This window comes from Polaromonas sp. (assembly GCF_043778355.1).
Lineage (GTDB): Bacteria > Pseudomonadota > Gammaproteobacteria > Burkholderiales > Burkholderiaceae_C > Polaromonas.
Genome location: NZ_JAYWHI010000053.1, coordinates 1 through 25,775 on the forward strand (window position 1 = coordinate 1; position 25,775 = coordinate 25,775).

At 62.3% G+C, this 25,775-nt stretch carries 25 protein-coding genes; 16 read left to right on the forward strand and 9 right to left on the reverse strand.

Features of this window, described 5'->3' with window-relative positions; all coding sequences use genetic code 11:
• The first annotated feature begins 282 nt into the window (after positions 1-282).
• The 5 genes from ACH2CW_RS08730 to queC all read left to right on the forward strand — a co-directional run bounded on the left by ACH2CW_RS08730 (position 283) and on the right by queC (position 5,188).
• Positions 283-1,518 (forward strand): PQQ-dependent sugar dehydrogenase, encoded by a 1,236-nt coding sequence (locus ACH2CW_RS08730; RefSeq protein WP_395057192.1) that lies wholly within the window; start codon positions 283-285, stop codon positions 1,516-1,518.
• 108 nt (positions 1,519-1,626) lie between these two features.
• Positions 1,627-1,968 (forward strand): c-type cytochrome, encoded by a 342-nt coding sequence (locus ACH2CW_RS08735; RefSeq protein ID WP_395057147.1) that lies wholly within the window; start codon positions 1,627-1,629, stop codon positions 1,966-1,968.
• Positions 1,969-2,021: 53 nt separating this feature from the next.
• Complete coding sequence (locus tag ACH2CW_RS08740; protein WP_395057149.1) at positions 2,022-4,151, forward strand: TonB-dependent receptor family protein; 2,130 nt, start codon at positions 2,022-2,024, stop codon at positions 4,149-4,151.
• Between the two features lie 2 nt (positions 4,152-4,153).
• A complete protein-coding gene (locus ACH2CW_RS08745) occupies positions 4,154-4,441 on the forward strand; it encodes a hypothetical protein (RefSeq protein WP_395057151.1) in 288 nt (95 codons plus the stop codon).
• Positions 4,442-4,471: 30 nt separating this feature from the next.
• Positions 4,472-5,188, forward strand: a complete 717-nt coding sequence (gene queC / locus ACH2CW_RS08750; protein WP_395057153.1) for a 7-cyano-7-deazaguanine synthase QueC — start codon at positions 4,472-4,474, stop codon at positions 5,186-5,188.
• Here the strand turns inward: queC and ACH2CW_RS08755 are convergent.
• On the reverse strand, positions 5,169-6,980 hold the full coding sequence (locus ACH2CW_RS08755) for an ABC transporter ATP-binding protein/permease (RefSeq protein WP_395057155.1): 1,812 nt from the start codon (positions 6,978-6,980) through the stop codon (positions 5,169-5,171). The two genes, queC and ACH2CW_RS08755, sit on opposite strands and share 20 nt — an antisense overlap.
• A gap of 98 nt (positions 6,981-7,078) precedes the next feature.
• Here ACH2CW_RS08755 and ACH2CW_RS08760 point away from each other — a divergent pair, with 98 nt between their 5' ends.
• Positions 7,079-7,894, forward strand: coding sequence for a crotonase/enoyl-CoA hydratase family protein (locus ACH2CW_RS08760; protein ID WP_395057157.1), 816 nt, complete (start codon positions 7,079-7,081; stop codon positions 7,892-7,894).
• Between the two features lie 107 nt (positions 7,895-8,001).
• On the opposite strand, the gene ACH2CW_RS08765 is transcribed toward ACH2CW_RS08760, so the two are convergent.
• The 7 genes from ACH2CW_RS08765 to ACH2CW_RS08795 form a co-directional block, all read right to left on the reverse strand.
• Positions 8,002-8,970 (reverse strand): 5'-nucleotidase, encoded by a 969-nt coding sequence (locus tag ACH2CW_RS08765; protein WP_395057159.1) that lies wholly within the window; start codon positions 8,968-8,970, stop codon positions 8,002-8,004.
• An 18-nt stretch (positions 8,971-8,988) separates the two neighbouring features.
• Positions 8,989-9,552: a histidine phosphatase family protein gene (locus ACH2CW_RS08770; protein WP_395057161.1), complete on the reverse strand. Its 564-nt coding sequence runs from the start codon at positions 9,550-9,552 to the stop codon at positions 8,989-8,991.
• Between the two features lie 121 nt (positions 9,553-9,673).
• Positions 9,674-10,516 (reverse strand): adenosylcobinamide-GDP ribazoletransferase, encoded by an 843-nt coding sequence (locus ACH2CW_RS08775; protein ID WP_395057163.1) that lies wholly within the window; start codon positions 10,514-10,516, stop codon positions 9,674-9,676.
• Between the two features lie 148 nt (positions 10,517-10,664).
• Entirely contained in the window at positions 10,665-11,717 is a 1,053-nt protein-coding gene (gene cobT, locus ACH2CW_RS08780; RefSeq protein ID WP_395057165.1) for a nicotinate-nucleotide--dimethylbenzimidazole phosphoribosyltransferase, read from the reverse strand.
• Positions 11,683-11,910: a cysteine-rich CWC family protein gene (locus ACH2CW_RS08785; protein ID WP_395057166.1), complete on the reverse strand. Its 228-nt coding sequence runs from the start codon at positions 11,908-11,910 to the stop codon at positions 11,683-11,685. Before ACH2CW_RS08785 ends, cobT begins: the two co-directional genes overlap by 35 nt.
• Before the next feature lie 11 nt (positions 11,911-11,921).
• Positions 11,922-13,511 carry a threonine ammonia-lyase, biosynthetic gene (ilvA, locus tag ACH2CW_RS08790; RefSeq protein WP_395057168.1) on the reverse strand — a complete coding sequence of 530 codons (1,590 nt, stop codon included), beginning with the start codon at positions 13,509-13,511 and terminating at the stop codon, positions 11,922-11,924.
• A gap of 166 nt (positions 13,512-13,677) precedes the next feature.
• Entirely contained in the window at positions 13,678-14,802 is a 1,125-nt protein-coding gene (locus ACH2CW_RS08795; protein ID WP_395057170.1) for a porin, read from the reverse strand.
• Between the two features lie 282 nt (positions 14,803-15,084).
• Between ACH2CW_RS08795 and ACH2CW_RS08800 the strand changes: the two genes are divergently transcribed.
• Positions 15,085-15,357 (forward strand): type II toxin-antitoxin system Phd/YefM family antitoxin, encoded by a 273-nt coding sequence (locus tag ACH2CW_RS08800; RefSeq protein ID WP_395057172.1) that lies wholly within the window; start codon positions 15,085-15,087, stop codon positions 15,355-15,357.
• Positions 15,358-15,364: 7 nt separating this feature from the next.
• Positions 15,365-15,982: a 2-polyprenyl-3-methyl-6-methoxy-1,4-benzoquinone monooxygenase gene (coq7, locus tag ACH2CW_RS08805; RefSeq protein WP_395057174.1), complete on the forward strand. Its 618-nt coding sequence runs from the start codon at positions 15,365-15,367 to the stop codon at positions 15,980-15,982.
• Positions 15,983-16,053: 71 nt separating this feature from the next.
• Here the strand turns inward: coq7 and ACH2CW_RS08810 are convergent, their stop codons facing one another.
• On the reverse strand, positions 16,054-16,524 hold the full coding sequence (locus ACH2CW_RS08810; protein WP_395057175.1) for an OsmC family protein: 471 nt from the start codon (positions 16,522-16,524) through the stop codon (positions 16,054-16,056).
• Positions 16,525-16,881: 357 nt separating this feature from the next.
• Between ACH2CW_RS08810 and ACH2CW_RS08815 the strand changes: the two genes are divergently transcribed.
• The 8 genes from ACH2CW_RS08815 to ACH2CW_RS08850 all read left to right on the forward strand — a co-directional run.
• A complete protein-coding gene (locus ACH2CW_RS08815; RefSeq protein WP_395057177.1) occupies positions 16,882-17,619 on the forward strand; it encodes a DUF3047 domain-containing protein in 738 nt (245 codons plus the stop codon).
• Between the two features lie 91 nt (positions 17,620-17,710).
• On the forward strand, positions 17,711-19,291 hold the full coding sequence (locus ACH2CW_RS08820) for an ABC transporter substrate-binding protein (RefSeq protein ID WP_395057179.1): 1,581 nt from the start codon (positions 17,711-17,713) through the stop codon (positions 19,289-19,291).
• Between the two features lie 156 nt (positions 19,292-19,447).
• Positions 19,448-20,428, forward strand: a complete 981-nt coding sequence (locus ACH2CW_RS08825; RefSeq protein WP_395057181.1) for an ABC transporter permease — start codon at positions 19,448-19,450, stop codon at positions 20,426-20,428.
• Positions 20,428-21,660, forward strand: coding sequence for a M20 aminoacylase family protein (locus tag ACH2CW_RS08830; RefSeq protein ID WP_395057182.1), 1,233 nt, complete (start codon positions 20,428-20,430; stop codon positions 21,658-21,660). Before ACH2CW_RS08825 ends, ACH2CW_RS08830 begins: the two co-directional genes overlap by 1 nt.
• A gap of 32 nt (positions 21,661-21,692) precedes the next feature.
• The gene (locus tag ACH2CW_RS08835; RefSeq protein WP_395057184.1) at positions 21,693-23,276 is read left to right on the forward strand and encodes an ABC transporter substrate-binding protein; all 1,584 of its coding nucleotides are present in this window, start codon (positions 21,693-21,695) and stop codon (positions 23,274-23,276) included.
• Between the two features lie 8 nt (positions 23,277-23,284).
• Positions 23,285-24,196 carry an ABC transporter permease gene (locus ACH2CW_RS08840; protein ID WP_395057186.1) on the forward strand — a complete coding sequence of 304 codons (912 nt, stop codon included), beginning with the start codon at positions 23,285-23,287 and terminating at the stop codon, positions 24,194-24,196.
• 3 nt (positions 24,197-24,199) lie between these two features.
• The gene (locus ACH2CW_RS08845) at positions 24,200-25,177 is read left to right on the forward strand and encodes an ABC transporter ATP-binding protein (protein WP_395057188.1); all 978 of its coding nucleotides are present in this window, start codon (positions 24,200-24,202) and stop codon (positions 25,175-25,177) included.
• On the forward strand, positions 25,174-25,775 hold a 602-nt coding region (locus ACH2CW_RS08850), incomplete at its 3' end, for an ATP-binding cassette domain-containing protein (protein WP_395057190.1). The genes ACH2CW_RS08845 and ACH2CW_RS08850, both read left to right, overlap by 4 nt.

A 25,775-nucleotide genomic window follows, 5' to 3' on the forward strand; every position in this document is an offset into this window, starting at 1 on the left:
GTAGCCGTCAGAACAGCAGATTCTGGTGTCACGGACCGCTTTCGCGTTGATCATCCGCTGCTCTTCGGTCAAATCACGACTTGATCAGACCTTCCCTAGGGTTAATGCTTAAGCCAAGAGGCGAATTCGGCCGGCGCTGGCTTGCCAAAAAAAAAGGGCACCACTAGCATCGACAAGGGTGCTGCACAGGTGAATCGTCCCCTGTGAAAAATCAGTGCTTGTTACTTCGAGGAGACTGTTGTGAGCACAAGAACAAGACATCTGTTACTTGCAATTGTGGGGATGGGTATGGTCGGACTGGCTGCGGCACAAGTCGCGCCACCTGCCAACTTGGACAAGCTTAAGCAGATGAAGGTCGCGACAACGGACCTGAATATTCCAGTGGTTCCGCAAACTGGCCCCAATGCGGACGCCATCCGAGAGAACCTCAAGCGCGTCAAGCTCCCGCCAGGCTTCAAAATTGCGCTGTATGCGATCGTGCCGGACGCCCGGCATATGGCCGTGGCGCCGTCCACCAACATGCTGTTTGTCGGGACCCGAAAAACCACTGTCTGGGCCGTGACTAACCGCAACAGCGGCGAGATGGCGACCGAGGTGAAGTCCTTCGCGCCCTCGCTCAAGTTCAGCAATCCGAACGGTGTCTGCTGGACCAAGGACGGATTTCTTGTCGTTACCGAGCACAATCGTGTGCTCAATTTCCCGGCGGCCGAGTTCTTCTATGAAGGCCCGGACGTGGCCGTCATTGAAGTGGTGGGCCAGGGCAAACTGATCCCCCCCGAGGAGGAAAGCTACAACCACGGTGCCCGTACCTGCCGGGTCGGCAAGGACGGAATGCTGTACGTCACTTTGGGCCAACCGCATAACGTGCAGCCGCGCGACAAGCTCAAACTCTACGACCAGGTCGGCATCGGCGGCATTCTCCGTATGAACGCCTTCGACGGCAGCAAGCGGGAGGTGTATGCGCGGGGTATCCGCAATTCGGTGGGCATGGACTTCAACCCTAAGAACAGCGAGTTGTGGTTCACCGACAACCAGACCGACGGCATGGGCGACCTGATCCCTGCCGGCGAAATCAACCGCATTACCAAGGCGGGTCAGTTTTTTGGTTACCCCTGGATTGTGGGCAAGACGCGCATCACCGAGCACGGCTACGACAAGGATCCCATGCCATCGAATGTGACCCATCCCGAAGTTCTTACCGACGCCCATGCGGCTGACCTGGGCATGGTTTTTTACACCGGCAAAAAATTCCCAGCCAAATACCAAGGCGGCTTTTTCTCCGCGCAGCATGGCTCATGGAACCGCACCGAGCCGATCGGTGCGCGACTCCTGTTCACCAGCCTGAAGGCCGATGGTTCGGCTGACAAGACCGAGGTGTTTGCCGACGGCTGGCTTGATCCGGAAACTCGCCAGTACCGTGGCCGCCCGGTGGACGTGGCCAACCTGCCGGATGGTTCGATCCTGGTGTCGGACGACTTTGCCGGTGCGCTTTACCGCATCAGCTACACCGGCCAATAAGCATGGTTCATGGCCGCATCCTGCGTGAACTGCGCGGGGTCGGCCTCGTTTAGTCACACGGCAGGCCCTGGCGGATGTTTGTGCCTGCTATTTTTTTTGAAAGCATGCATGGTGAGTTTTCAAACGCAATCCCCGGCGCGTGTGCTGCTGTGGGTTATTTTGGCGACGGGGGTCGGCTCAGGCGCGCAGGCGCGCGATCCGGTGGCGGGTAAAGCCAAAGCCGGCATGTGCGCCACCTGCCATGGCCCGCTGGGGCTGAGCCAGTTGCCCAATGCGCCGCACCTGGCCGGACAACCGGCGATCTACCTGGTGGAGCAGCTCAAGAACTACCGAAGCGGCAAACGCCAAAACGATGTGATGAGCGTGATCGCCAAGCCGCTGACTGACCAGGAGATCGACGATCTTTCCGCCTGGTATGCCTCAATCCAGATTTCAGTGACCGCGCCATGACCCGCCGCTGCGGGCTGGTCACGCCTTCTGATACCGCTGCACAGGAGAAAAACATGAAATCCCACTGTCCCCGCTCGTCCCACCGCGCTGCGGCCCTGGCCGTGGCCTGTTTGCTGGGTGTCCCGGCCTCGGCCCAGCTGCTGGCTCCGATCAATGTCACCGCCACACGCACCGAAGTGCCGCCTTTCGAGGTCCCGGCGTCTGTCGATGTGCTGGACGGCGAGCGAATTCGCGGCGATGGCCGGGCGCAGGTCAACTTGTCGGAGAGTCTGGCGCTGGTCCCCGGCCTGCTGGCGCGGGACCGGCTGAACCAGGCGCAGGACATGCAGTTGTCGGTGCGCGGCTTCGGTGCGCGCGCGACCTTCGGCGTGCGCGGCGTGCGCCTGTATGTGGACGGCATACCTGCGACCATGCCGGACGGCCAAGGGCAGCTCTCGCACATCGACCTGGCCTCGGTCGGCCGGCTGGAAGTCCTGCGCGGCCCGTTTTCGGTGCTGTATGGCAACTCGTCGGGCGGTGTTTTGCAGGTCTTCACCGAAGAAGGCCAGGGCAGCCCGGTGCTGGGCGGCAGTGTGGCGGCAGGCTCGTATGGTTTGCGGCGCGCGGACGTCAAGGCCAGCGGTTCGGCGGGTTCGCTCGGCTACGTGCTCAGCGCCGGACGTTTGAGCACGAATGGCTTTCGCGAACACAGCGCCGCCGAGCGTGAGGGCGCCAATGTGCGGCTCGACTGGGCGCTGGGCGACGACCGCAAGCTGACCCTGCTGGCCAATACGCTGTCGATGCGGGCTGACGACCCCCTGGGCCTGAGCCGCGCACAGTTTGATACCGCGCCGCGCAGTGCCGATGCTTCAGCGACCACCTTCAATACCCGCAAGACCGTGCGCCAGAGCCAGATCGGCGCGGTGTACGAGCAGCGGGTGGACGGCGACAACCAGTTGCGCCTGATGGTGTATGGCGGGGAGCGGGCCACCACGCAATTTCAGGCGATTCCGACGGGCGTGCAGGCCAACCCGCTACATCCCGGCGGCGTGATCGGCCTGGCGCGAAGCTACGGCGGTCTCGATGCGCGCTGGACAACCCGCACGCTGATGGCACAAAAACCGCTGGAGATCGTCGGCGGCCTGACTTATGACACGATGAACGAAACACGGCGTGGCTGGCAGAATTTTCAGGGCGCCACGCTGGGCGTGCAGGGTGCGTTGCGGCGCGAGGAAGATAACCGGGTCACCAGTCTGGATCCTTATGTTCAGGCGACCTGGAAACCGGATGCACGCTGGACTGTCAATGCCGGTGTGCGCCACAGCCTGGTGCGTTTTAACTCCGCTGACAACTACATCGTCGGGACCAACGGCAATGACAGCGGTAGCGTGCGCTACAGCGCCACCTTGCCGGCTGCGGGTGTGACCTATGCCCCGTCGGAGCAATGGCGAGTGTACGCGGCAGCCGGTCGTGGTTTCGAAACGCCGACCTTCAATGAACTGGCCTACCGCTCCGTCGGAACCGGACTTAACTTCGCGCTGCGCCCTTCCCGCAGTGACAACCTGGAGACCGGTGTCAAATGGCGCACCCTGCCCGGTGTAGCCACGCGCATCGAGGCGACAGCCGCGATTTTTCATACCGCGACCCAGGACGAAATCGTCACGCAAAGCAATGTGGGCGGGCGCAGCACCTTCCAGAATGCGGGTGCCACACGCCGCAGCGGGCTGGAGCTGGCGACCAGCATCACACCCGCGCGTCACTGGCTGGCGCAAGTCTCCTACACGGTGCTGGATGCCCGTTACCAGGATGCTTTTGTCTGCCCGGTCAATGCCAATCTGTGTCCGGCCGGCCGGGTCCCGGCGGGCAACCGCATCCCAGGCACCGCGCGCCATGCCCTGGCCATGGAACTGGGCTGGCGCCCGCCCACCGGCTGGCGCACCGGGGTCGACGCACGTTACCTGAGCAGCGTTGCGGTCAACGATGTCAACACCGATGCCGCAGCATCTTTTGTGAGCCTGGGTGCGCATGTGGGTTATGTGCTGGCGCTGGACCGATGGAACATTGCCGCAACAGCGCGTGTGGACAACCTGACGGACCGCAAGTACGCCGGCTCGGTCATCGTCAACGAGGGCAATGGCCGCTACTTTGAACCGGCAGCGGGGCGCAACTACGTGCTGTCGCTGTCGGCCAACTACCGGTTTTAGGCATGGCGCTTTTGCTGCGCGGGTGCGGGATCGGCCTGGCCTGCGTTTTGCTGTGGGCCTGCTCGCAGTCACCGCCTTCCTGGGAGCGCCTGATCAGCGCAAAAATCAGCGAGCAGTACCCTACCTACACGGTGCTTGCGCCGCAGGGCGGGCAACTGCGCGTGCTGCGACCGGGCCAGCCCGACAGTGTGATTGAGGTGGGACCGGTGGCGCAGTTCTGCCAGCGAGGCCCGGCGGACTGCAATTACGCGCTCGATCAACTCCTGATCGGGTTGCGCGAGGCACAATAGCCGCTTTGTAGTCTGCTGATTTCTCTTCCCATGCATACCACCGCGCTTGTTCTGTTTTCAGGAGGCCAGGACTCCACCACCTGCCTGGCCCAGGCCTTGGCCAGGTACGAACGTGTGGAAACCGTGGGCTTTGACTATGGCCAGCGCCACAGCGTGGAGCTTCAGGCGCGGCTGGTGGTGCTGCAGCAGATGCGAGCGCAGTTTCCGCAGTGGGCTGACAAGCTGGGCCAGGACCATGTGCTGGACCTCGCGGTGCTGGGCCAGGTCAGCGAGACCTCGCTGACGCGTGACACGGCTTTCAAAATGGAAAGTTCGGGCCTGCCCAACACCTTTGTGCCAGGGCGCAATCTGCTGTTCCTGACGCTGGCGGCAGCACTGGCCTACCGGCGCGATTTGCAGGTGCTGGTGACCGGCGTCTGCGAGACAGACTTTTCCGGCTACCCCGACTGCCGCGACGACAGCATGAAAGCCATGCAACTGGCCTTGTCGCTGGGCATGGACAAACGTTTTTTGATTGACACGCCGCTGATGTGGATAGACAAGGCTGCGACCTGGGCCCTGGCCGAGACGCTGGGCGGTCCCGCGCTGATTCAACTGATCATCGAACACACCCACACCTGCTACCTGGGCGACCGCGAACACCGCCACGCCTGGGGTTATGGCTGTGGCTCGTGTCCGGCATGTGAGCTGCGTGCGCGGGGCTATGCGGCGTACGCCGCTGGCCAACTCACAACCGGGTCTCCTTGAGCTGATACAGCGCCGGCGAGCCTTCGGGCAGTTTCTCCAGCTCCCATTGTTTGTCATGAAATGCCGCGACCGCCGGCCGGTGCGCGATGGACACCAGCGCGCCGCCCGCCTGCCTGACCTGCGCCACCAGCCGTTCATACAAGGTTTTTTCGGCCGCTTCGTCGAGTGCACTGGTGGCCTCGTCGGCGAACACCCAGGACGGCCTTTTCAGAAGCACGCGTGCGATCGCCAGGCGCTGCTGCTCGCCGCCCGACAGCTTCTGGCTCCAGGCGTCCTCGTCGTCAAGCCGGTCACCGAGTTGCGGCAGCAACGCGTCATGCAGCGCCTGCCGCAGGGCCTCGTCGCTGTAGCTTCCGGCCGGCTGCGGGTAGGCCAATGCGTCGCGCAGGCTGCCGTTGGGAAAATAGGGTCGCTGCGGAATGAACATGGTATTGGCCGGCAACGAAGTACGGCCGCGGCTGAAGGGCCAGATGCCGGCCAGCGCGCGAAACAGCGTCGATTTGCCGCTGCCCGAGGGGCCCTTGATCAGCACGGTGTCACCGGCTTCGGCGTGCAGTGCCAGCCCGGCCAGCAGCACGCTGCCAGTCGGCAGGGCCAACGTAAGATCCTGAGTATCCAGCGTCCCGGATGAGGCATGAACTGCTACTGAATTCATAGCTGCTTGTGCTTGCTGGGTATGGGTCAGGGCCCTGAAACTATCTTCAAAACTGGTCAGGCGGTCGGTGGTGGCGCGCCAGGCCGCCAGGTTGCTGTAGTTGTCGACAAACCAGCTGAGCGAGTCTTGCACTCGCCCAAAGGCCGAGGCGATCTGCATCAGTTGCCCGAGCTGGATGGCGCCGCTGAAAAAGCGCGGTGCCGCAACGATGAAGGGAAACACCACCGCCGCCTGACCGAAAAAGTTGGTGAACCAGATCAGGTTTTTCTGCTTCCTGATCAGCGTCAGGTAGTTGGCCAGCACCGTGGAGAAGCGGCTGTCCAGTTGCGCCCGTTCGACCGCCTCGCCTTTGTCCAGCGCAATCGACTCGCTGTACTCGCGCACTCGCACCAGGTGGTGGCGGAAGTCGGCTTCGTAGCGCTGCTGCAGGAAATTGAGCCGGATCTGCGGCCGGCCGATGTAATGCGTGATGATGCTGCCGACTGCGCAGTAGAGCACCGCCATCCAGACCATAAAGCCGGGGATGTTGAAGCTGCTCCCGCCCAGGGTGAAGGCAAACGGCCCCGACAGGCTCCACAGGATCCCGACAAAACTCAGCAGCGTGACCACGGCGTTGAGCAGGCCCATGCTCAGCGAGATGGAGTAGGTGGTGAACAGGTTCAGGTCTTCCTGAATACGCTGGTCGGGGTTGTCGGGTGTGGCTGGCTGCGTACCCGCAGGCGCATACCGGGCAAGCTCCATCTGGTAGAAGGCCTTGTTGGCCAGCCAGCGCTGCAGGTAGTGCCCGGTCATCCACGCGCGCCAGCGAATCTCCAGCAACTGCGTCAGGTAAAAGCGGTAAACCGCAATGATGATGAAGGCAAAAGCCAGGTAGGTGAAACGGCCGAGCTGCTCCCAGAACACCGGCTGGTTTTTCTCCTGTACCGCGTCGTAGAAGACCCGGTTCCACTCGTTGAGCAAAACCAGCATGTAGACCGCAGCCAGGTTCAGCAACACGATGGCCAGCAACAAGCCGCGTGCCTTCCACTTTTCCTCCGACTGGAAGTAAGGCCGCGTCAGCGCCCAGGTTTTTCGGCAGAAGTCCTTGAAGGCGGCGAATTTGCCGGACGCGGTGGCGGCCGGAGCTGTCGTGACCATGGGTGTGTCCTTCTTGAGCGGGGAATGTGTGTCAGTGTAGTGCTGTGACTGTCGCGCGGGTGATGCGTTGTGTGAGGCGGCAGCGCTAGGATGGTTCCATGAACACACCTTCTTCCCCTCCGCCGCCTGAGGGCAGCGTCGACTGCACGGTGCAAGGCCCGCTGCTGCTGATCGCCATCAACCGCCCGGCCAAGCGCAACGGCTTCACGCCGAAGATGTTCCGTGAACTTGGCGAGGCGTACACGCGGCTCGACGACGACCCGGCGCTGCGCGTTGGCGTGCTGCATGCGATCGGCGATCATTTCACTGCAGGGCTGGACCTGCCGACGATTGCGCCGCTGATGCAGCGCGGCGAAAAAGCCGTGCCACTGGGGCTGGTCGACCCCCTGAATCTGGGCATGGACGGTTACCGGCGCCGCAGCAAACCCATGGTGGTGGCGGTGCAGGGCATCACCTACACGCTGGGCATCGAGCTGATGCTGGCCGCCGACATTGTGGTGGCGGCTGATAACTGCCGGTTCTCGCAACTGGAGGTCAAGCGCGGCATCATGGCCACCGGCGGCGCGACCCTGCGCATGGCTGAACGCGCCGGCCTGGGCAATGCGTTGCTGCATCTGCTCACGGGTGACGAGTTCGGCAGTTCCGAGGCCCTGCGGCTGAACTTTGTGCAGAAGGTCGTGCCCGCCGCACAGGTGCTGGGCGAGGCCTTGCGCATTGCCGGGGTGATTGCGGCGCAGGCGCAGCTGGCCGTGGTGGCAACACGAAGGAATGCACTCAAGGCGGTGGAGCAGGGCCCGCTGGTTGCCATGCAGGACTTCATCGCCGTGCAGCAGGGGCTGTCACGCAGCGAAGACGCGGCGGAGGGTGTGCGTTCCTTCGTGGAAAAGCGGCCGGCGAAGTTTCAGGGCCGCTGACTTGTCTGTCATCCAGGACGCGATCCGGGATCCATCGCTGCCCCGACAATTTTTGCGAGACGGAGTCATGGATGGCGGGTCAAGCCCGCCATGACAGGCTCAAGCTCTCACGACAGCTGATTCGACACGCCGCTGACCACATGGCCCGAGGGCACATGCTGCGAGGCTGAATCGACATGGCCGGTCTGGTCGTCGAAGAAGAAGTCAGGTTCAAACTCGCGCAGAAACTCGCCCTTGGCCAGACCGCCGAGGAACATCGCTTCATCGACCTCGATGTTCCAGTCCATCAGTGTGCGGATCGCCCGTTCGTGCGCCGGCGCGCTGCGTGCGGTGACCAGCGCGGTACGTATACGCATGTGCGAGGTGCCGACCTGCTGCAGCCGGTGCAGCGCTTCGAGCAGCGGCTTGAACGGCCCGGCCAGCAGCGGTTGGGCGGCCTTGGCGCGTTCGTGCGCCTGGAAGGCCGACAGGCCCTGCGACTGGAACACACGTTCGGCCTCGTCCGAAAAAATCACCGCGTCGCCGTCGAAGGCAATACGCACCTCGTTCGGGTGTTTGTCGCTGGCGTGCGCGGATTGCGGATAGACCTGCGCAGCCGGCACGCCCGCCGCCAGTGCGTCGCGCACATCGCTGAGGTGGGCAGAGAGGAACAGGTTGGCATGCAGCGGCTTCAGGTAGCGCCACGGCGCCTCGCCCCGGTTGAAGGTGCCGCGCTGGATATTCAGGCCGTAATGTTGGGCCGAGCGGAACACCCGCATGCCCGAGACCGGGTCATTGCGCGAGAGGATCACGACCTCGACGCGCTGCGCCAGCTTGGCTGCGCCGTCGGCAGGGTCCAGGTTGTCGGGTGCTTGGTTGAACGCAAGCAGTTTTTTGACCAGCGAAAAAGCCACACCGGGTTTGGCCGGCACATCGAGCCGATCAAGCTGCAGCTGCATGTAGGCCGTGTCTTTTTTTGCGCCGGGCATGGGCGGCTGCACCATGCCGTCCTCGAAGACACGGTTTTCTTCTTCAAAGTCGAACAGCGCGCGTGATGAAATCGCCACCACCAGTTGTCCGTCGAGTGTTGCTGCCATGGTCTTGCCTGTGTTGCCTCAGCGGGAATGCTTCAACGATAGCGCAAGTGTGCGCCATTGGCCGCAGGCTGTCGCGTCCAGCGGCCACTGGTCGGCGCGCTCGATCTGACGGATGCCCTGGGCCAGCAACTGCGCGGCGCGGATGATGCCGGCGTGGGTGATCCACACCGCGTCGGCATCATCCCTGAGTTCGTCGAAGGCTTCACCCACGCGTGTCATCACCGCGTGCACAGTTTCGCCATGGTCACCGACGGCATGGCCGGCAAAGTCGGCGGTCCAGGCGTCAAATTCGCTTTGGGCAATGGCGTCCCAGCGCCGGCCTTCCCAGCTGCCGAAGTTCATCTCGCGCAGCCGGGCGTCGGATGCAAGCATCAAATCGGGCCGCAGCCCATGCAGGGCTTGCGCAAGCTGCTCACATCTTTGTAGCGGTGAGGTGCTGACGCGCAGGCCCTTCGGCAGGACGTCTGCCAGGGCGAGCGCGGCTGCCGAAGTGGCTGCGGCATCGGCCGCGACGTCGAGCGCGCCGTAACAACAGCCGGGCGCCAGCAGCACAGGCGCGTGGCGGACCAGCCAGAGGGTCATCCGTCACACCGTTCGGGCTGAGCTCGTCGAAGCTTGTCGTGGGTTTGGCGCATGCCCTTCGACCCTTTGACAAGCTCAGGGCAGGACAAGCTCAGGACGAACGGGATAGATGCCAACATGTTTACAAACCGACGGCCAGGCCAAGGTAGAAGGCGATTTCGCAGACCTGCTGGGTGGCGCCCAGACAGTCGCCGGTGAATCCGCCCAGGCGGCGCGTGAACAGCCGTCCCATCCACAGCAGCGCGATCACGGCAAAGCTGCAAGCTGCTATCAATGTAATAGCGTCCAGCGCATAACTGGCAAGGGCCAGTGCCATGAAACACCATAAAAAAGCGGCACCCAGGCTGCCCAGGGTGATCTGGTCGGCCAGCGGTTTGGACTTGGACGTGGCGGGGTCGCCCACGTGCGGCAGCACACGAATCAAGAGCAGCGGCAAGCCGCGCGAGACGACGTGGGCGGCAAACAGCGCGGCAGGTACCAGCCAGGGGTCCAGTTCGTACGTCGCCGGGTCGCTGTCTGGCACTTCGGTTTCCAGCGAGCCCAGCAAGGCCAGCAGCGCCAGCTTGCAGCCCAGCACCAGCACAAGCGCCAGCGCGCCGAAAGCGCCGACACGCGAGTCCTTCATGATCTCCAGCGCGCGTGGCGCATCGCCGCTGCCACCGAGACCGTCGCTGACGTCGGCCAAGCCGTCCTCATGGAAGGCGCCGGTCAGCAGCACGGTGGCGACGGTGGACAGTGCAGCGGCCACCAGCGGTGTGAACAGGCTCAGGGGCAGCAGCGCCACCAGCAGGGCATAGACGCCCGCCGCGACAGCCCCGACCAGCCAGCCAATGCCGGGGAAATGCGCGGCGCTGGCGCGCAGCATGGCCGGGCTGTAACCGACCCAGGCTGCCAGCGTACCCGTCACCGGGATGCGGGTGAAAAACTGGACTGCGAGCAGGAAATGACGCAGGAAGCTGCTCATGGCTTGGCACCGGCAGGACTTGTCATTGCGGGCTTGACCCGCAATCCATGCTGGATCACTGCACCTGCGGGTACATGCCGCATGGATCCCGGATCACGTCCGGGATGACAACACGGGAACGGGGGCGTCACCAAATCGGCCACGACGTTCATGCCCCTGTTTTCCCACTGACCCCGGCCGAATCGAAACTCGCCATCTCGTCGAGAAAGAGGGATGCGGACTGCAGCAGCGGCCAGGCAAGCAGTGCGCCCGTGCCCTCGCCGAGGCGCATGTCCAGGTCCAGCAGCGGTGTGGCTTGCAGGTGCGCGAGCAACAGGTGGTGGCCGCGCTCGGCCGAGCGGTGGCAAAACACCAGGTAGTCCTTGACGGCCGGCAGCAGGGCGCACGCGACCAACGCGGCAGCGCCCGCGATAAAACCGTCGACCAGCACCACGCGGCGCTCGCTGGCGGCTTGCAGCATGGCGCCAGCCATCATCGCGATCTCGAAACCACCCAATGCAGCCAGCACGGCCAGCGGCTCGTGCACGTCGGCGTGGTGGGCGAGCGCCCGCGTGAGCACGGCCTGCTTGTGGGCCAGTTGTGTATTGTCAAGGCCTGTGCCGCGTCCCACCACATCGGCCAGTGGCAGCCCGGCCAGCCGGGCCAGCAGCAGCGCCGCGGCCGAGGTGTTGGCGATGCCCATTTCGCCGAAGGCCACCACATTGCCGGGCAAATCTTTGACCACGGCCATGCCGGTGTGCAAGGTCTGCACGGCTTGCACCATCGACATCGCGGGGCCTTCGCAGAGGTTGGCGGTGCCGGCTGCGATTTTTCGCTGCAGCAGTTGTGGGTGATCGGCCAGTTCGGCGGCGACCCCCGCGTCTACCACCTGCAGCGCAAAGCCGTGCTGACGCGCAAACACATTGATGGCGGCGCCGCCGGCCAGCATATTGCCGACCATTTGCAGCGTCACGGCCTGCGGGAAGGCCGACACCCCTTCGCTGGCGATGCCGTGGTCGGCGGCGAACACCACCATCTGCGGCGCATCGAGGCGGATGGCTTCGCTGCGCTGGATCAAACCCAGTTGCAGTGCCAGGGATTCGAGCTGGCCGAGGGCGCCCAGGGGCTTGGTCTTGTTGTCGATCCGGTGCTGCAGTCGCGCCGCCAGTGCGGCGTCGGCGGTGGTTTCAATTGCGGGCAGGAGAAGAGTTTTTTCGGTCATCGGTGATCTGTTGGAGGCAGGCGGGGCAAAAGCAGGAGGCTTCAGGCATGCCTGTTGGGGAAGGTATGTTGGACGGCACCGGCATGATATGGGGCAGCGTGACGCACCAGCATTCGGCGTCTCCGCCGACCATGCCGCAGCGAAAAGCGGCGCCGCAGCGCGGGCATGAAGAGTTGGTCCCTGCAGCAGTCATGGCAAGGCTGGTCAGGACTGCAGAAACAGCCGGTAGACCGGGTTATCGGTCTCCTCCACATGCGGGTAGCCCAGGGTGTCGAGAAAGGCCTTGAAGGCCTTGTTGTCGGCCTTGGGCACCTGCAGGCCGACGAGGATGCGGCCATAGTCGGCGCCCTGGTTGCGGTAGTGGAACAGGCTGATGTTCCAGCCCGGTTGCATGGTCGACAAAAACTTCATCAGCGCACCGGGCCGCTCGGGAAAAACAAAACGCAGCAGGCGTTCGTTTTTTGACAGCGCGGTGTGGCCGCCCACCATGTGGCGAATGTGTTCCTTGGCCAGTTCGTCGTGGGTCAGGTCCAACGCCTTGAAACCATGCTTGCTGAAGTTGTTGGCAATTTTTGTGCTCTCGCCCTTGCCGTGCGTCGTCAGGCCGACAAACACATGGGCCTGGCTGGCGTCGCTGATGCGGTAGTTGAACTCGGTGACGCTGCGCGGGCCGCCGGGCAGCTCGCCAATCAGCTCGCAAAAACGCCGGAAGCTGCCGCGCTCTTCCGGAATCGTCACCGCAAACAGCGCCTCGCGCTCCTCGCCGACCTCAGCGCGTTCGGCGACAAACCGCAGGCGGTCGAAGTTCATGTTGGCACCGCACAAAATCGCCGCGTAGGTTTCGCCTTTGGTCTTGTGCGTGGCGACGTATTGCTTGATGGCGGCCACACTCATGGCACCCGAGGGCTCGACAATGCTGCGGGTGTCGATGAACACGTCCTTGATCGCGGCACAGACGGCGTCGGTGTCCACCGTGATGAATTCATCAACCAGGTCGCGGCTGATGCGGAAGGTTTCCTCGCCGACCAACTTGACCGCCGTGCCGTCGGCAAACAAGCCGACATCGGGCAGGGTGATACGTTTACCCGCGCCCACCGACAGCGCCATGGCGTTGGAGTCGCTCATCTGCACGCCGATGACCTTGACCTCGGGACGGACCGCCTTGATGTAGTTGGCCACGCCGGAGATCAGGCCGCCGCCGCCAATGGCGACAAACACCGCATCCAGCGAGCCTTTGCCGATGGTCTGGATCTGCCGCAGGATTTCCATGGCGATCGTGCCCTGGCCGGCAATCACGTCCGGATCGTCAAACGGGTGCACAAAGGTCATGCCGCTTTTTTTCTCCAGCGTGAGCGCGTGCAAGTGGGCGTCCGAGTAACTGTCGCCGTGCAGGATCACCTCGCCGCCGAGTGCCCGGACCGCATCGACCTTGACCTGCGGCGTCGTCACCGGCATCACGATGACTGCGCGCGTGCCGAGCTTGTGCGCGCCCAGCGCCACGCCCTGCGCATGGTTGCCGGCCGAGGCGCAGATCACGCCTTTCCTGAGCTGGGCCGGGCTCAGGTGCGCCATCTTGTTGTAAGCGCCGCGCAGCTTGAAGCTGAACACCGGTTGCTGGTCCTCGCGCTTGAGCAGCACCGTGTTGTGCAGGCGTTTGCCCAGGTTTTTTGCGGGTTCCAGGCCAGACTCCACCGCCACGTCGTAAACGCGGGCGGTCAGGATTTTTTTAAGGTAGTCGGCCGGCAGGAGGCCGACCGTTGCTGGCAGAGGTGTTTTTTTTGCGGGCGATTTCATGGACTCACTTCCTGCCTTCGATGATAGTGGGGTTTGGGACGGCATCGAGACCACCTGCCCCCTTGGTCACATCCACGAAGCGTGGTTCAAATAAAAAAGCCGCCAAGTCCGAAGACTTGGCGGCTTTTGAGCTTTGAATCTCAAGCTGGCTTAAGCCAGCCGGGGATCAGAAAGCGTGGCGAACGCCGAGGTACAGCTGGGCGGCATCCTGACCGACGGCGTTGTTAGGCGTACCGTTCAGAGAACCTTGGGTGTACAGAGCGTAGCCGGCAGCCGACTTGTTGTTCAGCTTGGCGTACGACACGCCCAGCGACGTGCGCTTGGACAGGGCGTAGTCATAGCCGACGGAGAACAGCGAAGCGCCAGTGTTGGCAGTAGTCGCGCCGTTCAACTTGACGTCACGTGCCTTGGTGTAAGTGAACAGGAAGGTGCCAGCGCCGAGCGGCACGGTCACAGGGATGGAGTAAGCGCGACGACGGTTTTCAGCAGCGGCGCCGCCAATGACGCCGCCGTTGATTTCCGAGCTGTCATAGGTCAGGCCAACGGTGGCCACGCCGAAGTCCCAGTTGATGAACGCGGTACCGGCTTCCTGGTCGCCACGGGCTGCACCAGCGACGCGGCTTTCAGACTCAGCATCCCAGAACGATACGCCGGCCTTCAGGGGGCCGTTGCCGTAGTTCAGGCCCAGTTGTATTGCACGACCTTTGCCAGCCTGGCCAGGGGCGCCTTCCGAACCTTGAAAGGCCGTGCTGTAGTTGGCCTGACCCTGGAAGCCAGAGAAGTTAGGTGTGGTGTAACGGATCATGTTGACCGAGCGGCTGGCATTGGCAATAGCTTGAGCAGCACCACCACCATTGACAAAACCGAGGAGACCGCAGCTGGAAGCTTGCAGAGCCGTGGCGCGAGCGCCGTGCTGGTCGGTGCCCAGGCAGTAGTGGGTGTCCATCTTGCCGATCTGGATCATGCCCAGGCCGCCGCTCAGGCCGACGAAGGTGTTACCAGTAGCCAGGGGGCTTGCAGTAGGAGCAGCACCGTTGTCGTCAAGACGGAAACGGGTGTCGATCTGGAATACAGCTTTCAGGCCGCCACCGAGGTCTTCAGTGCCACCGATGATGAAGCGCGAAGAGCCGTCAGAAACGCTGAGGCCATTGCCATTTACAGCAGGTGCTGCGCCGTTGGAATATTTGGTCTGTGCAACGCCGCCTTTGATGTTGCCGGACAGGGTCACAGAAGACTGAGCGAAAGCGCCAACAGCCGCGAATGCAGCCAGAGCAACTAGGGATTTTTTCATTGCGAGTTTCTCCAAGGTTAAACATAGGGCTCCAGGATTTTGGATCCCCGGGCCAACCTCCATTTAGGAAGTTGTGTGTATTGCACCAGAGGCCGGAAGCTTACGCAAAGGAATTAGCCCGCTAAATACATTTCCGTTGCACACCTGCAACAAATCTTTTTGTGGCTGCGGCCAAGCTGGCATGACGCGCTGGGCCTCCAAGTTGTACTACAAAATGTAGTACATTGATCGAGGCTGCGGCCAAAAAAGCTTTTTTTCATTCCTAACCATGTTCGTCCTTCAATGCCCCACCAGTCGATCTCGCTGCGAGAGGCCAATCAGAACTTTTCACGGGTGATTGCCGCCGTTGAGCGTGGCGAGGTGTTCTCCATTACACGGCGCGGCGAGTCGGTGGCCCGTCTGACACCGTGGACTGAGGCTGCGAGCGCCTCCAGCGGTGCCAGCGCCGCTGTGGCAATACCCATGACAGATGCAGAACTCGCTGAGCGTATGCGAAGGCTTGAAATCCTGGTGGATAAACTGCTGTCTGCCCTCTCTGTTCCCGACACGAAATAAACACGCCATGGATACCTTGCTCAACGCCGCCGACAGTGCCCTGCGCACGCTGTTTGCCAAACCGCATGCGAGCCGCAACTGCCCCACTGTGTCCGGACAAATAACGGCGCTGTCGGGCGCAGACAAGGCGCTGGCCGGCGCGCTGATGCGTGTCAACCATGTGGGTGAGGTGTGCGCTCAGGCGCTGTATGCCTCGCAGGCGCTGAGCACGAACAACCCGGTGCTGCGCCAGCATTTCATCGAGGCCAGCAAGGAAGAGGGCGACCACCTGGCCTGGACCCGCGAACGGCTCGATGAACTGGGTGCCCGGCCTTCGCTGCTCAACCCGCTCTGGTACGCCGGCGCTTTTGGTCTGGGCTTGCTGGCCGGGCGGCTGGGGGACCGCGTCAGCCTGGGATTTGTGGTGGAGACCGAGCGCCAGGTCGAGTCGCATCTGGCCAGCCACCTGGAACGCCTGCCGCTGGGCGATCACGCCTCGCGTGCCATCGTGGCGCAGATGAAAGACGATGAAGCGCGCCATGCCCAGGAAGCACAGGGCGCCGGCGGCCTCGATCTGCCGGCACCCGTCAAGGCCCTGATGCGGGCGTCGGCCAAGGTCATGACCACGACGGCGCATTACATCTGAGCTGACGCGCTCCTTTTTTGATAGCTGCCAACGCCTACTGAGCATGGGCTAAACGGCAATTTGGTCTGAAGTCAGGCTTCAATCAGCTCAAAACTCGTGGTGATGTCAGCGGTCTTGCCAAGCATGATGGTCGCCGAGCAGTATTTGTCGTGGCTCATGGCAATTGCGCGCTCCACGGCGCTGGCCGGAATGCCGCGCCCGGTGACCACAAAATGCATCTGTATCTTGGTGAAGACTTTTGGGTCGGTTTCGGCGCGTTCCGAACTGAGCTTGACCGTGCAGCCGCGTACGTCGTGGCGCCCGCGCTTGAGAATCAGCACCACGTCATAAGCGGTGCATCCGCCGGTGCCGGCCAGCACGGTTTCCATCGGGCGGGGCGCGAGGTTGGCGCCGCCGTTTTCCGGTTTGGCGGCATCCGGCGCGCCGTCCATGACCAGCGTGTGGCCGCTGCCGGTGGTGGCCAGAAAACTCATTGCCGAGCCTGGCGTGCCGCTTGTGCCGCCGGAAGTATTTGGGCCGGTCCAACTCACTGTGCATTCCATAAATCTCTATCCTTTAAAACCAGAAATAGTTGGATAAAACGCTGTAAATGTTCATTTTTCACAACAGATTATTGCTGCGGTGCAACACGGCTCCGCTATACTGAAATCATCGCACGAACATGCAAATGTTTTCATGCAATGCTTGTCTCCTCCATCCCTGAAAGGGTGGATTTACAGGTCCAGATCGCAAGGTCTGGACCTTTTTTCTTGCCCGCAGGTTTCCCGCAGTTCAGGAGCCTCTTGCCTGACGTCGTTCAGATGGCCAGTAGGCGATTGTCAGAAGCGCTGCCTATACTCGCGGCATCGTTTTAACCAGGTATCCCGATGTTTGGTAGCGCAGCAAGAGTGTGGGCGGTTGTGGCTGTGTTTCAGCTGGCAGCCTGTGCGTCGCCGCCCCCGGCGTCCGAAGGGCCTGTGGCGGAGGCCGGTCTGGCGATCACGCCCTGGACCATTGCATCCAGTGCTGCGACAGATGCAACCGCCTGGCAGCACTACAAACTGCCCGGCAAACAGCCCAGCCATTTCAGCTACGTCCGCAAGGATGGGCGCGACGCCATGGTCGCTCATTCGGCATCGTCCGCCAGCATGGTGCGCCAGGTGGTGCGCATCGAGCCTGAGGAGCTGGGCAGTGTGCGATTTTCATGGAAGGTGCCAGACCTGATCGCGCAGGCGGACATGGCCTTGCGTGAAACGGATGACTCGCCGGTGCGCATCGTGCTCGCCTTTGAAGGTGACCGAAGCAAGTTCTCCACCAAAAACGCCATGCTGTCAGAGCTGGCGCGCGCGCTGACAGGGGAGGAAATGCCTTACGCCACCTTGATGTATGTGTGGTGCAACACGCGCTCGCGAGGCAGTGTGATTGTCAATCCGCGCACCGACCGCATACGCAAACTGGTGGTGGAGTCCGGCTCGGACAAGCTGCGCCAGTGGGTGGACTACGAGCGCAACATCCGCGCTGACTATGAAAAGGCCTTTGGTGAGGCGCCAGGCGCGCTGGTGGGCATAGGCATCATGACCGACAGCGACAACACCCGCAGCACCACCCAGGCCTGGTACGGTCCTGTCACCGTCGGGACTTTTGGGCGCCTGAAGTAGCCGCCGCATTGCGGAGGGTGAAGGAAAGCCCTGATGCCGTCCCGGCCCGCTTATTGCATAGTAGCGGTCTTTCAATTGACGAGGAGTTTTCATGAAATTCAAACAGCTTGCCTGGTCGGCGGCCGCTCTTGCGGTGTTGGTTGCCGCACCGGCGTTACAAGCCAAGCCTTTTAAATGGTCCAGTGCCAGCGATATCCCCACGCTGGACATCCATTCCCAGAACAATGCGCTGGGTAACGGCGTGCATGCCGCGATTTACGATTCGCTCGTTTATTACAACAGCCAGACGTTCAAGCCCGAAGCCCAACTGGCGACCGCCTGGCGCGATATTTCGCCGACGCAGGTCCGGTTCACCCTGCGCTCGGGCGTGAAGTTCAGTGACGGCACACCGTTCACGGCGGACGATGTGGTTTATTCGATCACACGGGCCATGGCCAAGACCTCGAATTACGCCGTTTATACCCAAGGCATCGACAGGGTGGTCAAGGTCAACGACAACACGGTTGACTTCATGATGAAAGGCCCGAACCCGGTGCTGCTGAGTCAGTTGACCGAACTGCGCATCATGAGCAAGGCTTGGGCGGAAAAAAACAAGTCCGTCGAACCCAAAGACATCCGCGCCAAGGATGAAACCTACGCGCACCGCAACGCCATGGGAACCGGCCAGTTCATGGTCAAGGAATGGCAACCCGACCAGAAGCTGGTGCTGGTCAAGAACCCCAACTACTGGGGCACCATCCCTTCGAATGTGACCGAAATCATTTACACCCCGATCAAGTCCGAAGCGACGCGCGTGGCCGCGCTGCTGTCCGGAGAGGTTGATCTGGTGCTGGACCCGAGCCCGCAAGATATGGCGCGCCTGCGTGGCAATGCCAACCTTAAGGTGATTGATGGCATCGAAAGCCGCACCATCTTCCTGGGGATGGACCAGTTCCGCGACGAGTTGCCTGGCTCGAATGTCAAGGGCAAAAACCCACTTAAGGACCAGCGTGTGCGCATGGCGCTGTACCAGGCCATCGACATCAACAGCATCGTACGGGTGACGCTGCGCGGCCTGGGACAGGCGACCGGCACCCTCGTGGCGCCGCAGGTCAACGGCTGGACGGAGGGCGTGCACAAGCGCTTCCCGTATGACCCCGAGGCGTCGAAGAAGCTGCTGGCCGACGCGGGCTACCCTGGTGGTTTTGAGGTCGATTTCGCCTGCCCGAACAACCGCTACATCAACGACGAGGAAATCTGCCAGGCCGTGACCGCCATGTGGTCGCGTATCGGTGTCAAGGCCAAGCTGCGCACGCTGCCGCTGGTGACGTACTTCCCGATGATCCAGCGTTATGAAGCCAGCATCTACATGCTGGGCTGGGGCGTGCCGACCTTTGACGCGTTGTACAGCCTGCAGTCGCTGACGCGCAGCGTGGGCACGGGCGGCGACGGCAACTACAACGTCGGCCGTTACAGCAATCCGCGCATGGACATCATCGTGGACCGGGTGAAGGTCGAAACCGACTTGCCAGTGCGCAACCGCTTCCTGACCGAAGGCCTGCAACTGAGCAACGACACGGTCTCGCACCTGCCGCTGCACAACCAGATCATTCCCTGGGCCATGAAGAAAAATATCGACGTGACTCACCGCGCCGACAACCGTCTGGACTGGCGTCTGATCAAGGTCAACTGAGCCTCGTTAGAGGGGATGCTGCCAAAAGAGCCCTCTGGGGCTCTTTTTTTTGACACCATACAGGGTGCAAAATAATATCTTTAAACCTAAAGTAAACCCGATGTCGGCACGTTGTTTGCTCTGATAGCATCGGCTCTCGATTAAAAAACCAGCACGATGTTCGCATTCATTCTCCGTCGCCTGTTCCAGGCCGTGATCGTCATGGTCACGGTGGCTTTTCTGGCTTTCATGCTGTTCCAGTACGTGGGCGACCCCGTGGTGTTCTTGCTTGGACAGGACGCGCAGCCCGATCAGATTCGGCAACTTCGCGCTGATTTGGGGCTGGACAAGCCCTTTTTCGTGCAGTTCGGTCACTTTTTGGTCAACGCCGTGCAAGGCGAGTTCGGTTTGAGTCTGCGTCAGGGTGCCAAGGTGTCACGCCTGATCGCCGAGCGTTTTCCGGCCACGCTGGAGCTTGCCTTGGTCGCGGCCCTGATGGCGCTGCTGATCGGTGTGCCCATGGGTGTCTATGCGGCCCTGCGCCGGGGCACTTTTTTCAGCCAGTTGCTGATGACGGTGTCGCTGCTCGGCGTGTCGCTGCCGACTTTCCTGATCGGTATCCTGTTGATCCTGGTCTTCGCGGTCGGTCTCGGCTGGTTCCCCAGTTTCGGGCGCGGTGAGGTGGTGCAGATGGGCTGGTGGAGCAGCGGCTTGCTGACGCTCAAGGGTTGGCACCACATCGTGCTGCCCGCGGTGACGCTGGCCATCTTCCAGCTCACATTGATCATGCGGCTGGTGCGTGCCGAGATGCTGGAGGTGCTGCGCACCGACTACATCAAGTTCGCGCGTGCCCGTGGCCTGTCCAACCGCGCGATTCATTTCGGTCATGCGCTGAAGAACACCCTGGTGCCGGTGATGACCATCACCGGCCTGCAACTGGGCGGCCTGATTGCCTTTGCCATCATCACCGAGACGGTGTTCCAGTGGCCCGGTATGGGCCTGCTCTTCATCCAGGCCGTGACCTTTGCCGACATTCCGGTGATGGCTGCCTACCTGTGCCTGATTGCGCTGATCTTTGTGGTCATCAACCTGGTGGTGGATCTGCTGTATTTCGCTGTCGACCCGCGCTTGCGCGTAGGCAACGCCGGAGGCCACTGATGCTGGCACCGCGTCCCGCTCCGTCGCTCAGGGCCAATGGCCGCGTGTTTGCCCAGATCGCCGAATTCCATCCAGAATTGACGGCGTTCCGGCGTGACCTGCATGCGCACCCCGAGCTTGGCTTTGAAGAGGTCTACACCAGCGCGCGCGTCCGTGAGGCGCTGGAGCGTTGTGGGGTCGACGAAATCCACACAGGTATCGGCAAGACCGGTCTGGTGGCCGTCATCAAAGGGCGCCAGAGCAGCAGCGGCCGCATGATTGGTCTGCGTGCCGACATGGACGCCTTGCCGATGACGGAGCACAACGAGTTCGCCTGGAAGTCGTCCAAAGCCGGTCTGATGCACGGCTGCGGCCACGATGGCCACACCACCATGCTGGTGGGTGCAGCGCGATACCTGGCCGCCACCCGCAACTTCGACGGCACGGCGGTGCTGATCTTCCAGCCCGGCGAAGAGGGTTTTGCCGGCGCCCGCATCATGATCGAGGACGGCCTGTTTGACCGTTTTCCAGTGCAGGCCGTGTACGGCATGCACAACTGGCCGTCGATGCGGCCGGGCACCATCGGCATCCGGCCCGGCCCGATGATGGCTGCGGCCGACCGCATCACCATCGACATCAACGGCCGCGGCGGTCATGGCGCGCACGCCTACATGACAGTCGATCCGGTGGTGGTGTCGGCGCACATCATCACGGCGATCCAGAGCATTGTGTCGCGCAATACCAACCCGATCGACAGCGCGGTGATCAGCATCTGCGCCATGCAGGCCGGCGACATGGGGGCCTTCAGCGTGGTGCCCGGCAAGGCGTCGCTGGTTGGCACGGTGCGCACCTTCAGCCCGGACGTGCAGGACATGGTGGAGCGCCGGCTCAGCGAGTTGTGCAGTGCCGTCGCGCTGGGTTTTGGTGCCTCGGCGTCGGTGCATTACGAGCGCATTTATCCCGCTACCGTCAACTCCTATGACGAAGCGGTGTTTGCCGCCGACGTCGCCGAAAGCCTGGTTGGCGCCGACCATGTGGTGCGCGACATGGCGCCCAGCATGGGCGCTGAGGACTTTTCCTTCATGCTGCAGGTCAAGCCGGGCGCTTATTTGCGCATTGGGCAGGGCGCCGAAAATGGCGTCGGCAGTTGTTTCCTGCACAACACCCGCTACGATTTCAACGACGACATCCTGCCGCTGGGCGCCGCTTTGCATGCGGGCCTGGTCGAGCAGTCCATGCCTTTATCCGTGTAGCCCCAAGACATTCCCATCCACAGGAGAACTCCATGAACTTCAAGAAAAAAGCAGCACTAGCCCTTGTGGGCACTACGCTGGCTGCTACCACTTTGGTAGCGTCCGCCGCGACGCTGCGAATCGGCAACCAGGGCGATGCGCAGTCGCTGGACCCGCATTCGCTCAACGAGTCGCTGCAGCTCACGGTGGTGGGCAATGTTTATGAGCCGCTCGTCACGCGCGACCGCAATTACAAGCTGGCACCTTCGCTGGCCACCGACTGGAAACAGACTTCACCGACGGTCTGGCGCTTCAACCTGCGCAAGGGCGTGCAGTTCCACGACGGCACACCCTTCACCGCCGACGACGTGATCTTCAGTTACGAGCGCGCCAAAGGTGACGGCTCGGACATGAAAAGTTATGTCGGCCAGATCAAGGAAGTTAAAAAAATCGACGACCACACGATTGATTTTGTCTTGAACAACCCCTTTCCCATCCTGCCCGAGTTGTTCACACAGTGGCACATGATGAGCAAGAAGTGGTGCGAGACCAACCAGGCGACCAAGCCGGTGGACCGCCGCAAGGGCATTGAAAACGCAGCGTCTTTCCGCGCCAACGGCACGGGTCCGTACCGGGTGCGTGAGCGCCAGCCCAATGTGCGCACCACCTTCTCGCGAAATGGCACCTATTGGGGCAAGATCGACGGCAACGTCGACGAAGTGATTTTCAACGTGATTGGCAACGACAGCACGCGCGTTGCTGCCCTGCTGTCCGGCGAGGTCGATGTGATGGAACCGGTGCCGGTCCAGGACGTTCCCCGCATCAAGGCCGCGCCTGCGCTCAAGGTGCTGCAGGGCCCTGAACTTCGCGTGATTTTCCTGGGCATGGACCAGAAGCGTGACGAATTGCTGTTTTCCAGCGTCAAGGGCAAAAACCCCTTCAAGGACAAACGTGTGCGCCAGGCCTTCTACCAGGCCATCGATATCGAGGCGATCAAAAGCCGCGTGATGCGTGGTGCGGCCACGCCGGTGGCCACGCTGCTGGCGCCCGAGATTCGCGGGTATGCCCCGGACCTGGCCAAACGCCTGCCGTTTGACGTGGAAGCCGCCAAGAAGCTGATGGTCGATGCCGGCTACGGCGCCGGCTTCGAGCTCAAGATGAATTGCCCGAACGACCGTTATGTGAACGACGGCGAGATCTGCCAGGCGGTTGCCGCCAATCTTTCGCGCATCGGCGTGAAGATCAATCTCGAGGCCGAAACCAAAAACAACTACTTCCCGAAAATCCTGCGCCGCGACACCAGCTTCTACATGCTGGGCTGGACGCCGAGCACCGTGGATGCGCACAACGTGCTTTATCCCATCCTGTCCACACCGGGTGATGGCGGCCGCGGCCAGTTCAACCTGGGCGCTTACAGCAACCCGCGTGTTGACGAACTGACCAGCCTGGTGGCGTCCGAGACCGACGACAAGAAACGCACCGAGATGATCCGAGAAGCGCTGAAGATCCATCAGGACGACGTGGGCCATCTTCCGCTGCATCAGCAGGCCATCAACTGGGCCACCAGGAAAAACATTGACCTGGTTCAGTGGCCCGACAACGGCATGCCCTGGAAATTCGTCAAACTCAACAAGTAGACCTGTCGATGAGAAGCGCGCTTTTCCGGTTCTGGGACGGCGACGTCGGCTACAGCTTTCGCACCTCCCCGGTGGCGATGGCTGCGGCTGCAGTCGCCCTGATCTGCATTTTTTGTTCGGTGTTTGCGGGCTTTGTCGCCCCGCACAATCCGTTTGACCTGACGACGCTGGAGCTCAGCGACGCGCGTTTGCCCCCGGCCTGGTCGGCCGAGGGGTCTTCCAAATACCTGCTCGGCACCGACGACCAGGGCCGCGACATTCTGTCGGCCCTGATGTACGGCGCTCGGGTATCGCTGGCTGTCGGTTTTGCGTCGGTGGTTCTGTCGGTGGTGCTGGGTGTGGGCTTGGGCCTGCTGGCCGGTTTCTACGGCGGCTGGATCGACTCTGCCCTGATGCGTTTGTGCGATGTCATGCTGTCTTTCCCGGCGATTTTGGTGGCCTTGCTGATTGCGGGGGTGGGGCGCGCTCTGTTCCCCAATGCCCAGGACTCGCTGGCGCTCGGGGTGCTGATCATCTCGATCACACTCACGGGTTGGGTGCAGTACGCGCGCACCGTGCGCGGCTCGACCCTGGTCGAACGCAGCAAGGAGTACGTACAAGCCGCCCGCGTGACCGGCGTGGCACCGCTGCGCATCATGCGCCGCCATGTGTTGCCCAATGTGATGGGACCGGTGCTGGTGCTGGCCACCATCCAGGTGGCCACGGCCATCATCACCGAAGCCACCTTGTCCTTTCTGGGCGTGGGCGCGCCGCCGACCTCGCCTTCGCTGGGCACGCTGATCCGCATCGGCAACGACTACCTGTTCTCGGGCGAGTGGTGGATCACCGTGTTTCCGGGCGTGATGCTGGTGACAATTTCGCTCAGCGTCAATTTGCTGGGTGACTGGTTGCGCGATGCGCTGAATCCGAGATTGCGTTAAACAATGAGTCTTTTACAAGTCAAAAATCTGATCGTCGAATTCCCCAGCCGGCGCGGTACGCTGCGTGCGCTAGACGACATTTCCTTTGAAATCGCGCCGGGAGAAATCCTTGGCGTGGTCGGTGAATCCGGTGCCGGCAAGTCGCTGACAGGCGCGGCCATCATCGGCCTGCTGGAGCCGCCTGGGCGCATTGGCGGCGGGCAGATTCTGCTCGAAGGCCAGCGCATCGACAACCTGCCCTATGAACAGATGCGCCACATTCGCGGACGTAAGATAGGCGCAATTTTCCAGGACCCGCTGACATCGCTGAACCCGCTGTACAGCGTGGGCCGGCAATTGATCGAAACCATCCAGGCGCACTTGCCGGTCAGCCATGCCGAAGCGCGTCAGCGTGCGATTTCGCTGCTGCAGGACACCGGCATTCCGGCCGCCGAGCAGCGCATCGAACATTTTCCGCACCAGTTCTCTGGCGGCATGCGCCAGCGTGTGGTGATTGCCCTGGCGCTGGCCGCCGAGCCCAAACTGATCGTTGCCGACGAGCCGACCACCGCGCTTGACGTGTCGATCCAGGCACAGATCATCATGCTGCTCAAAAACATCTGCAAAAAACGCGGTGCCGCCGTGATGCTGATCACCCACGACATGGGCGTGATCGCTGAAACCTGCGACCGCGTGGCCGTGTTGTATGCCGGGCGTATTGCCGAAATCGGCCCGGTGCATGAGGTCATCAACCACCCCTCGCACCCCTACACCGAAGGCCTGATGGCGGCCATTCCCGATATCACGCTGGACCGCGAGCGGCTCAACCAGATCGACGGCGCCATGCCGCGCCTGAACGCCATTCCGCAGGGTTGCGCCTTCAACCCGCGCTGCCCCAAGGTGTTTGACCATTGCCGCCAGGAGCGGCCCGATCTGTTGCCGGCCGGTGCCACGCGCGCTGCCTGCTGGCTGCACGATGTGCCGGTGGGGGTGAGCGCATGAGCACCGGAGCACCTCTGGTCCAGGCACACGACCTGGCCAAAACCTTTGACGTGTCGCCGCCCTGGCTGAACCGGGTGATCGAGGGCAAGCCGCGGCTGATGCTCAATGCCGTCGATGGCGTGAGTTTCGAGATCGAAAAAGGCAAAACCCTGGCGCTGGTCGGTGAATCCGGCTGTGGCAAAAGCACGGTAGCCAAGCTGCTGGTGGGGCTTTATAACCCGACCCGTGGTGGCCTGACTTTCGACGGCCAGGATGCCCACGCCGCCTTCAAGACGCCGCAGGGCCGGCAGTTGCGCAGCCGCATCCAGATGATCTTTCAGGACCCGTATGCCAGCCTGAACCCGCGCTGGGTTGTCGAGGACATTGTGGGTGAGCCGCTGCGCGAACACGGCCTGATCACCGACGGCGCTGAGCTCAAGGCCAAGGTGGGTGAGCTGCTCAAGTCGGTCGGCCTGTCGCCGCTGGATGGGCCCAAGTACCCGCACCAGTTCTCGGGCGGACAGCGCCAGCGCATTTCAATTGCGCGCGCGCTCGCGACCGAGCCCGAGTTTCTGGTGTGTGACGAGCCGACCTCCGCGCTTGACGTGAGTGTTCAGGC

Coding starts and splice junctions, on each gene's coding strand:
- ACH2CW_RS08730 (WP_395057192.1), top strand. CDS start 283: ATGGGTATGGTCGGACTGGCTGCGGCACAAGTCGCGCCACCTGCCAAC.
- ACH2CW_RS08735 (WP_395057147.1), top strand. CDS start 1,627: ATGGTGAGTTTTCAAACGCAATCCCCGGCGCGTGTGCTGCTGTGGGTT.
- ACH2CW_RS08740 (WP_395057149.1), top strand. CDS start 2,022: ATGAAATCCCACTGTCCCCGCTCGTCCCACCGCGCTGCGGCCCTGGCC.
- ACH2CW_RS08745 (WP_395057151.1), top strand. CDS start 4,154: ATGGCGCTTTTGCTGCGCGGGTGCGGGATCGGCCTGGCCTGCGTTTTG.
- queC (WP_395057153.1), top strand. CDS start 4,472: ATGCATACCACCGCGCTTGTTCTGTTTTCAGGAGGCCAGGACTCCACC.
- ACH2CW_RS08755 (WP_395057155.1), bottom strand. CDS start 6,980: ATGGTCACGACAGCTCCGGCCGCCACCGCGTCCGGCAAATTCGCCGCC.
- ACH2CW_RS08760 (WP_395057157.1), top strand. CDS start 7,079: ATGAACACACCTTCTTCCCCTCCGCCGCCTGAGGGCAGCGTCGACTGC.
- ACH2CW_RS08765 (WP_395057159.1), bottom strand. CDS start 8,970: ATGGCAGCAACACTCGACGGACAACTGGTGGTGGCGATTTCATCACGC.
- ACH2CW_RS08770 (WP_395057161.1), bottom strand. CDS start 9,552: ATGACCCTCTGGCTGGTCCGCCACGCGCCTGTGCTGCTGGCGCCCGGC.
- ACH2CW_RS08775 (WP_395057163.1), bottom strand. CDS start 10,516: ATGAGCAGCTTCCTGCGTCATTTCCTGCTCGCAGTCCAGTTTTTCACC.
- cobT (WP_395057165.1), bottom strand. CDS start 11,717: ATGACCGAAAAAACTCTTCTCCTGCCCGCAATTGAAACCACCGCCGAC.
- ACH2CW_RS08785 (WP_395057166.1), bottom strand. CDS start 11,910: ATGACTGCTGCAGGGACCAACTCTTCATGCCCGCGCTGCGGCGCCGCT.
- ilvA (WP_395057168.1), bottom strand. CDS start 13,511: ATGAAATCGCCCGCAAAAAAAACACCTCTGCCAGCAACGGTCGGCCTC.
- ACH2CW_RS08795 (WP_395057170.1), bottom strand. CDS start 14,802: ATGAAAAAATCCCTAGTTGCTCTGGCTGCATTCGCGGCTGTTGGCGCT.
- ACH2CW_RS08800 (WP_395057172.1), top strand. CDS start 15,085: ATGCCCCACCAGTCGATCTCGCTGCGAGAGGCCAATCAGAACTTTTCA.
- coq7 (WP_395057174.1), top strand. CDS start 15,365: ATGGATACCTTGCTCAACGCCGCCGACAGTGCCCTGCGCACGCTGTTT.
- ACH2CW_RS08810 (WP_395057175.1), bottom strand. CDS start 16,524: ATGGAATGCACAGTGAGTTGGACCGGCCCAAATACTTCCGGCGGCACA.
- ACH2CW_RS08820 (WP_395057179.1), top strand. CDS start 17,711: ATGAAATTCAAACAGCTTGCCTGGTCGGCGGCCGCTCTTGCGGTGTTG.
- ACH2CW_RS08825 (WP_395057181.1), top strand. CDS start 19,448: ATGTTCGCATTCATTCTCCGTCGCCTGTTCCAGGCCGTGATCGTCATG.
- ACH2CW_RS08830 (WP_395057182.1), top strand. CDS start 20,428: ATGCTGGCACCGCGTCCCGCTCCGTCGCTCAGGGCCAATGGCCGCGTG.
- ACH2CW_RS08835 (WP_395057184.1), top strand. CDS start 21,693: ATGAACTTCAAGAAAAAAGCAGCACTAGCCCTTGTGGGCACTACGCTG.
- ACH2CW_RS08840 (WP_395057186.1), top strand. CDS start 23,285: ATGAGAAGCGCGCTTTTCCGGTTCTGGGACGGCGACGTCGGCTACAGC.
- ACH2CW_RS08845 (WP_395057188.1), top strand. CDS start 24,200: ATGAGTCTTTTACAAGTCAAAAATCTGATCGTCGAATTCCCCAGCCGG.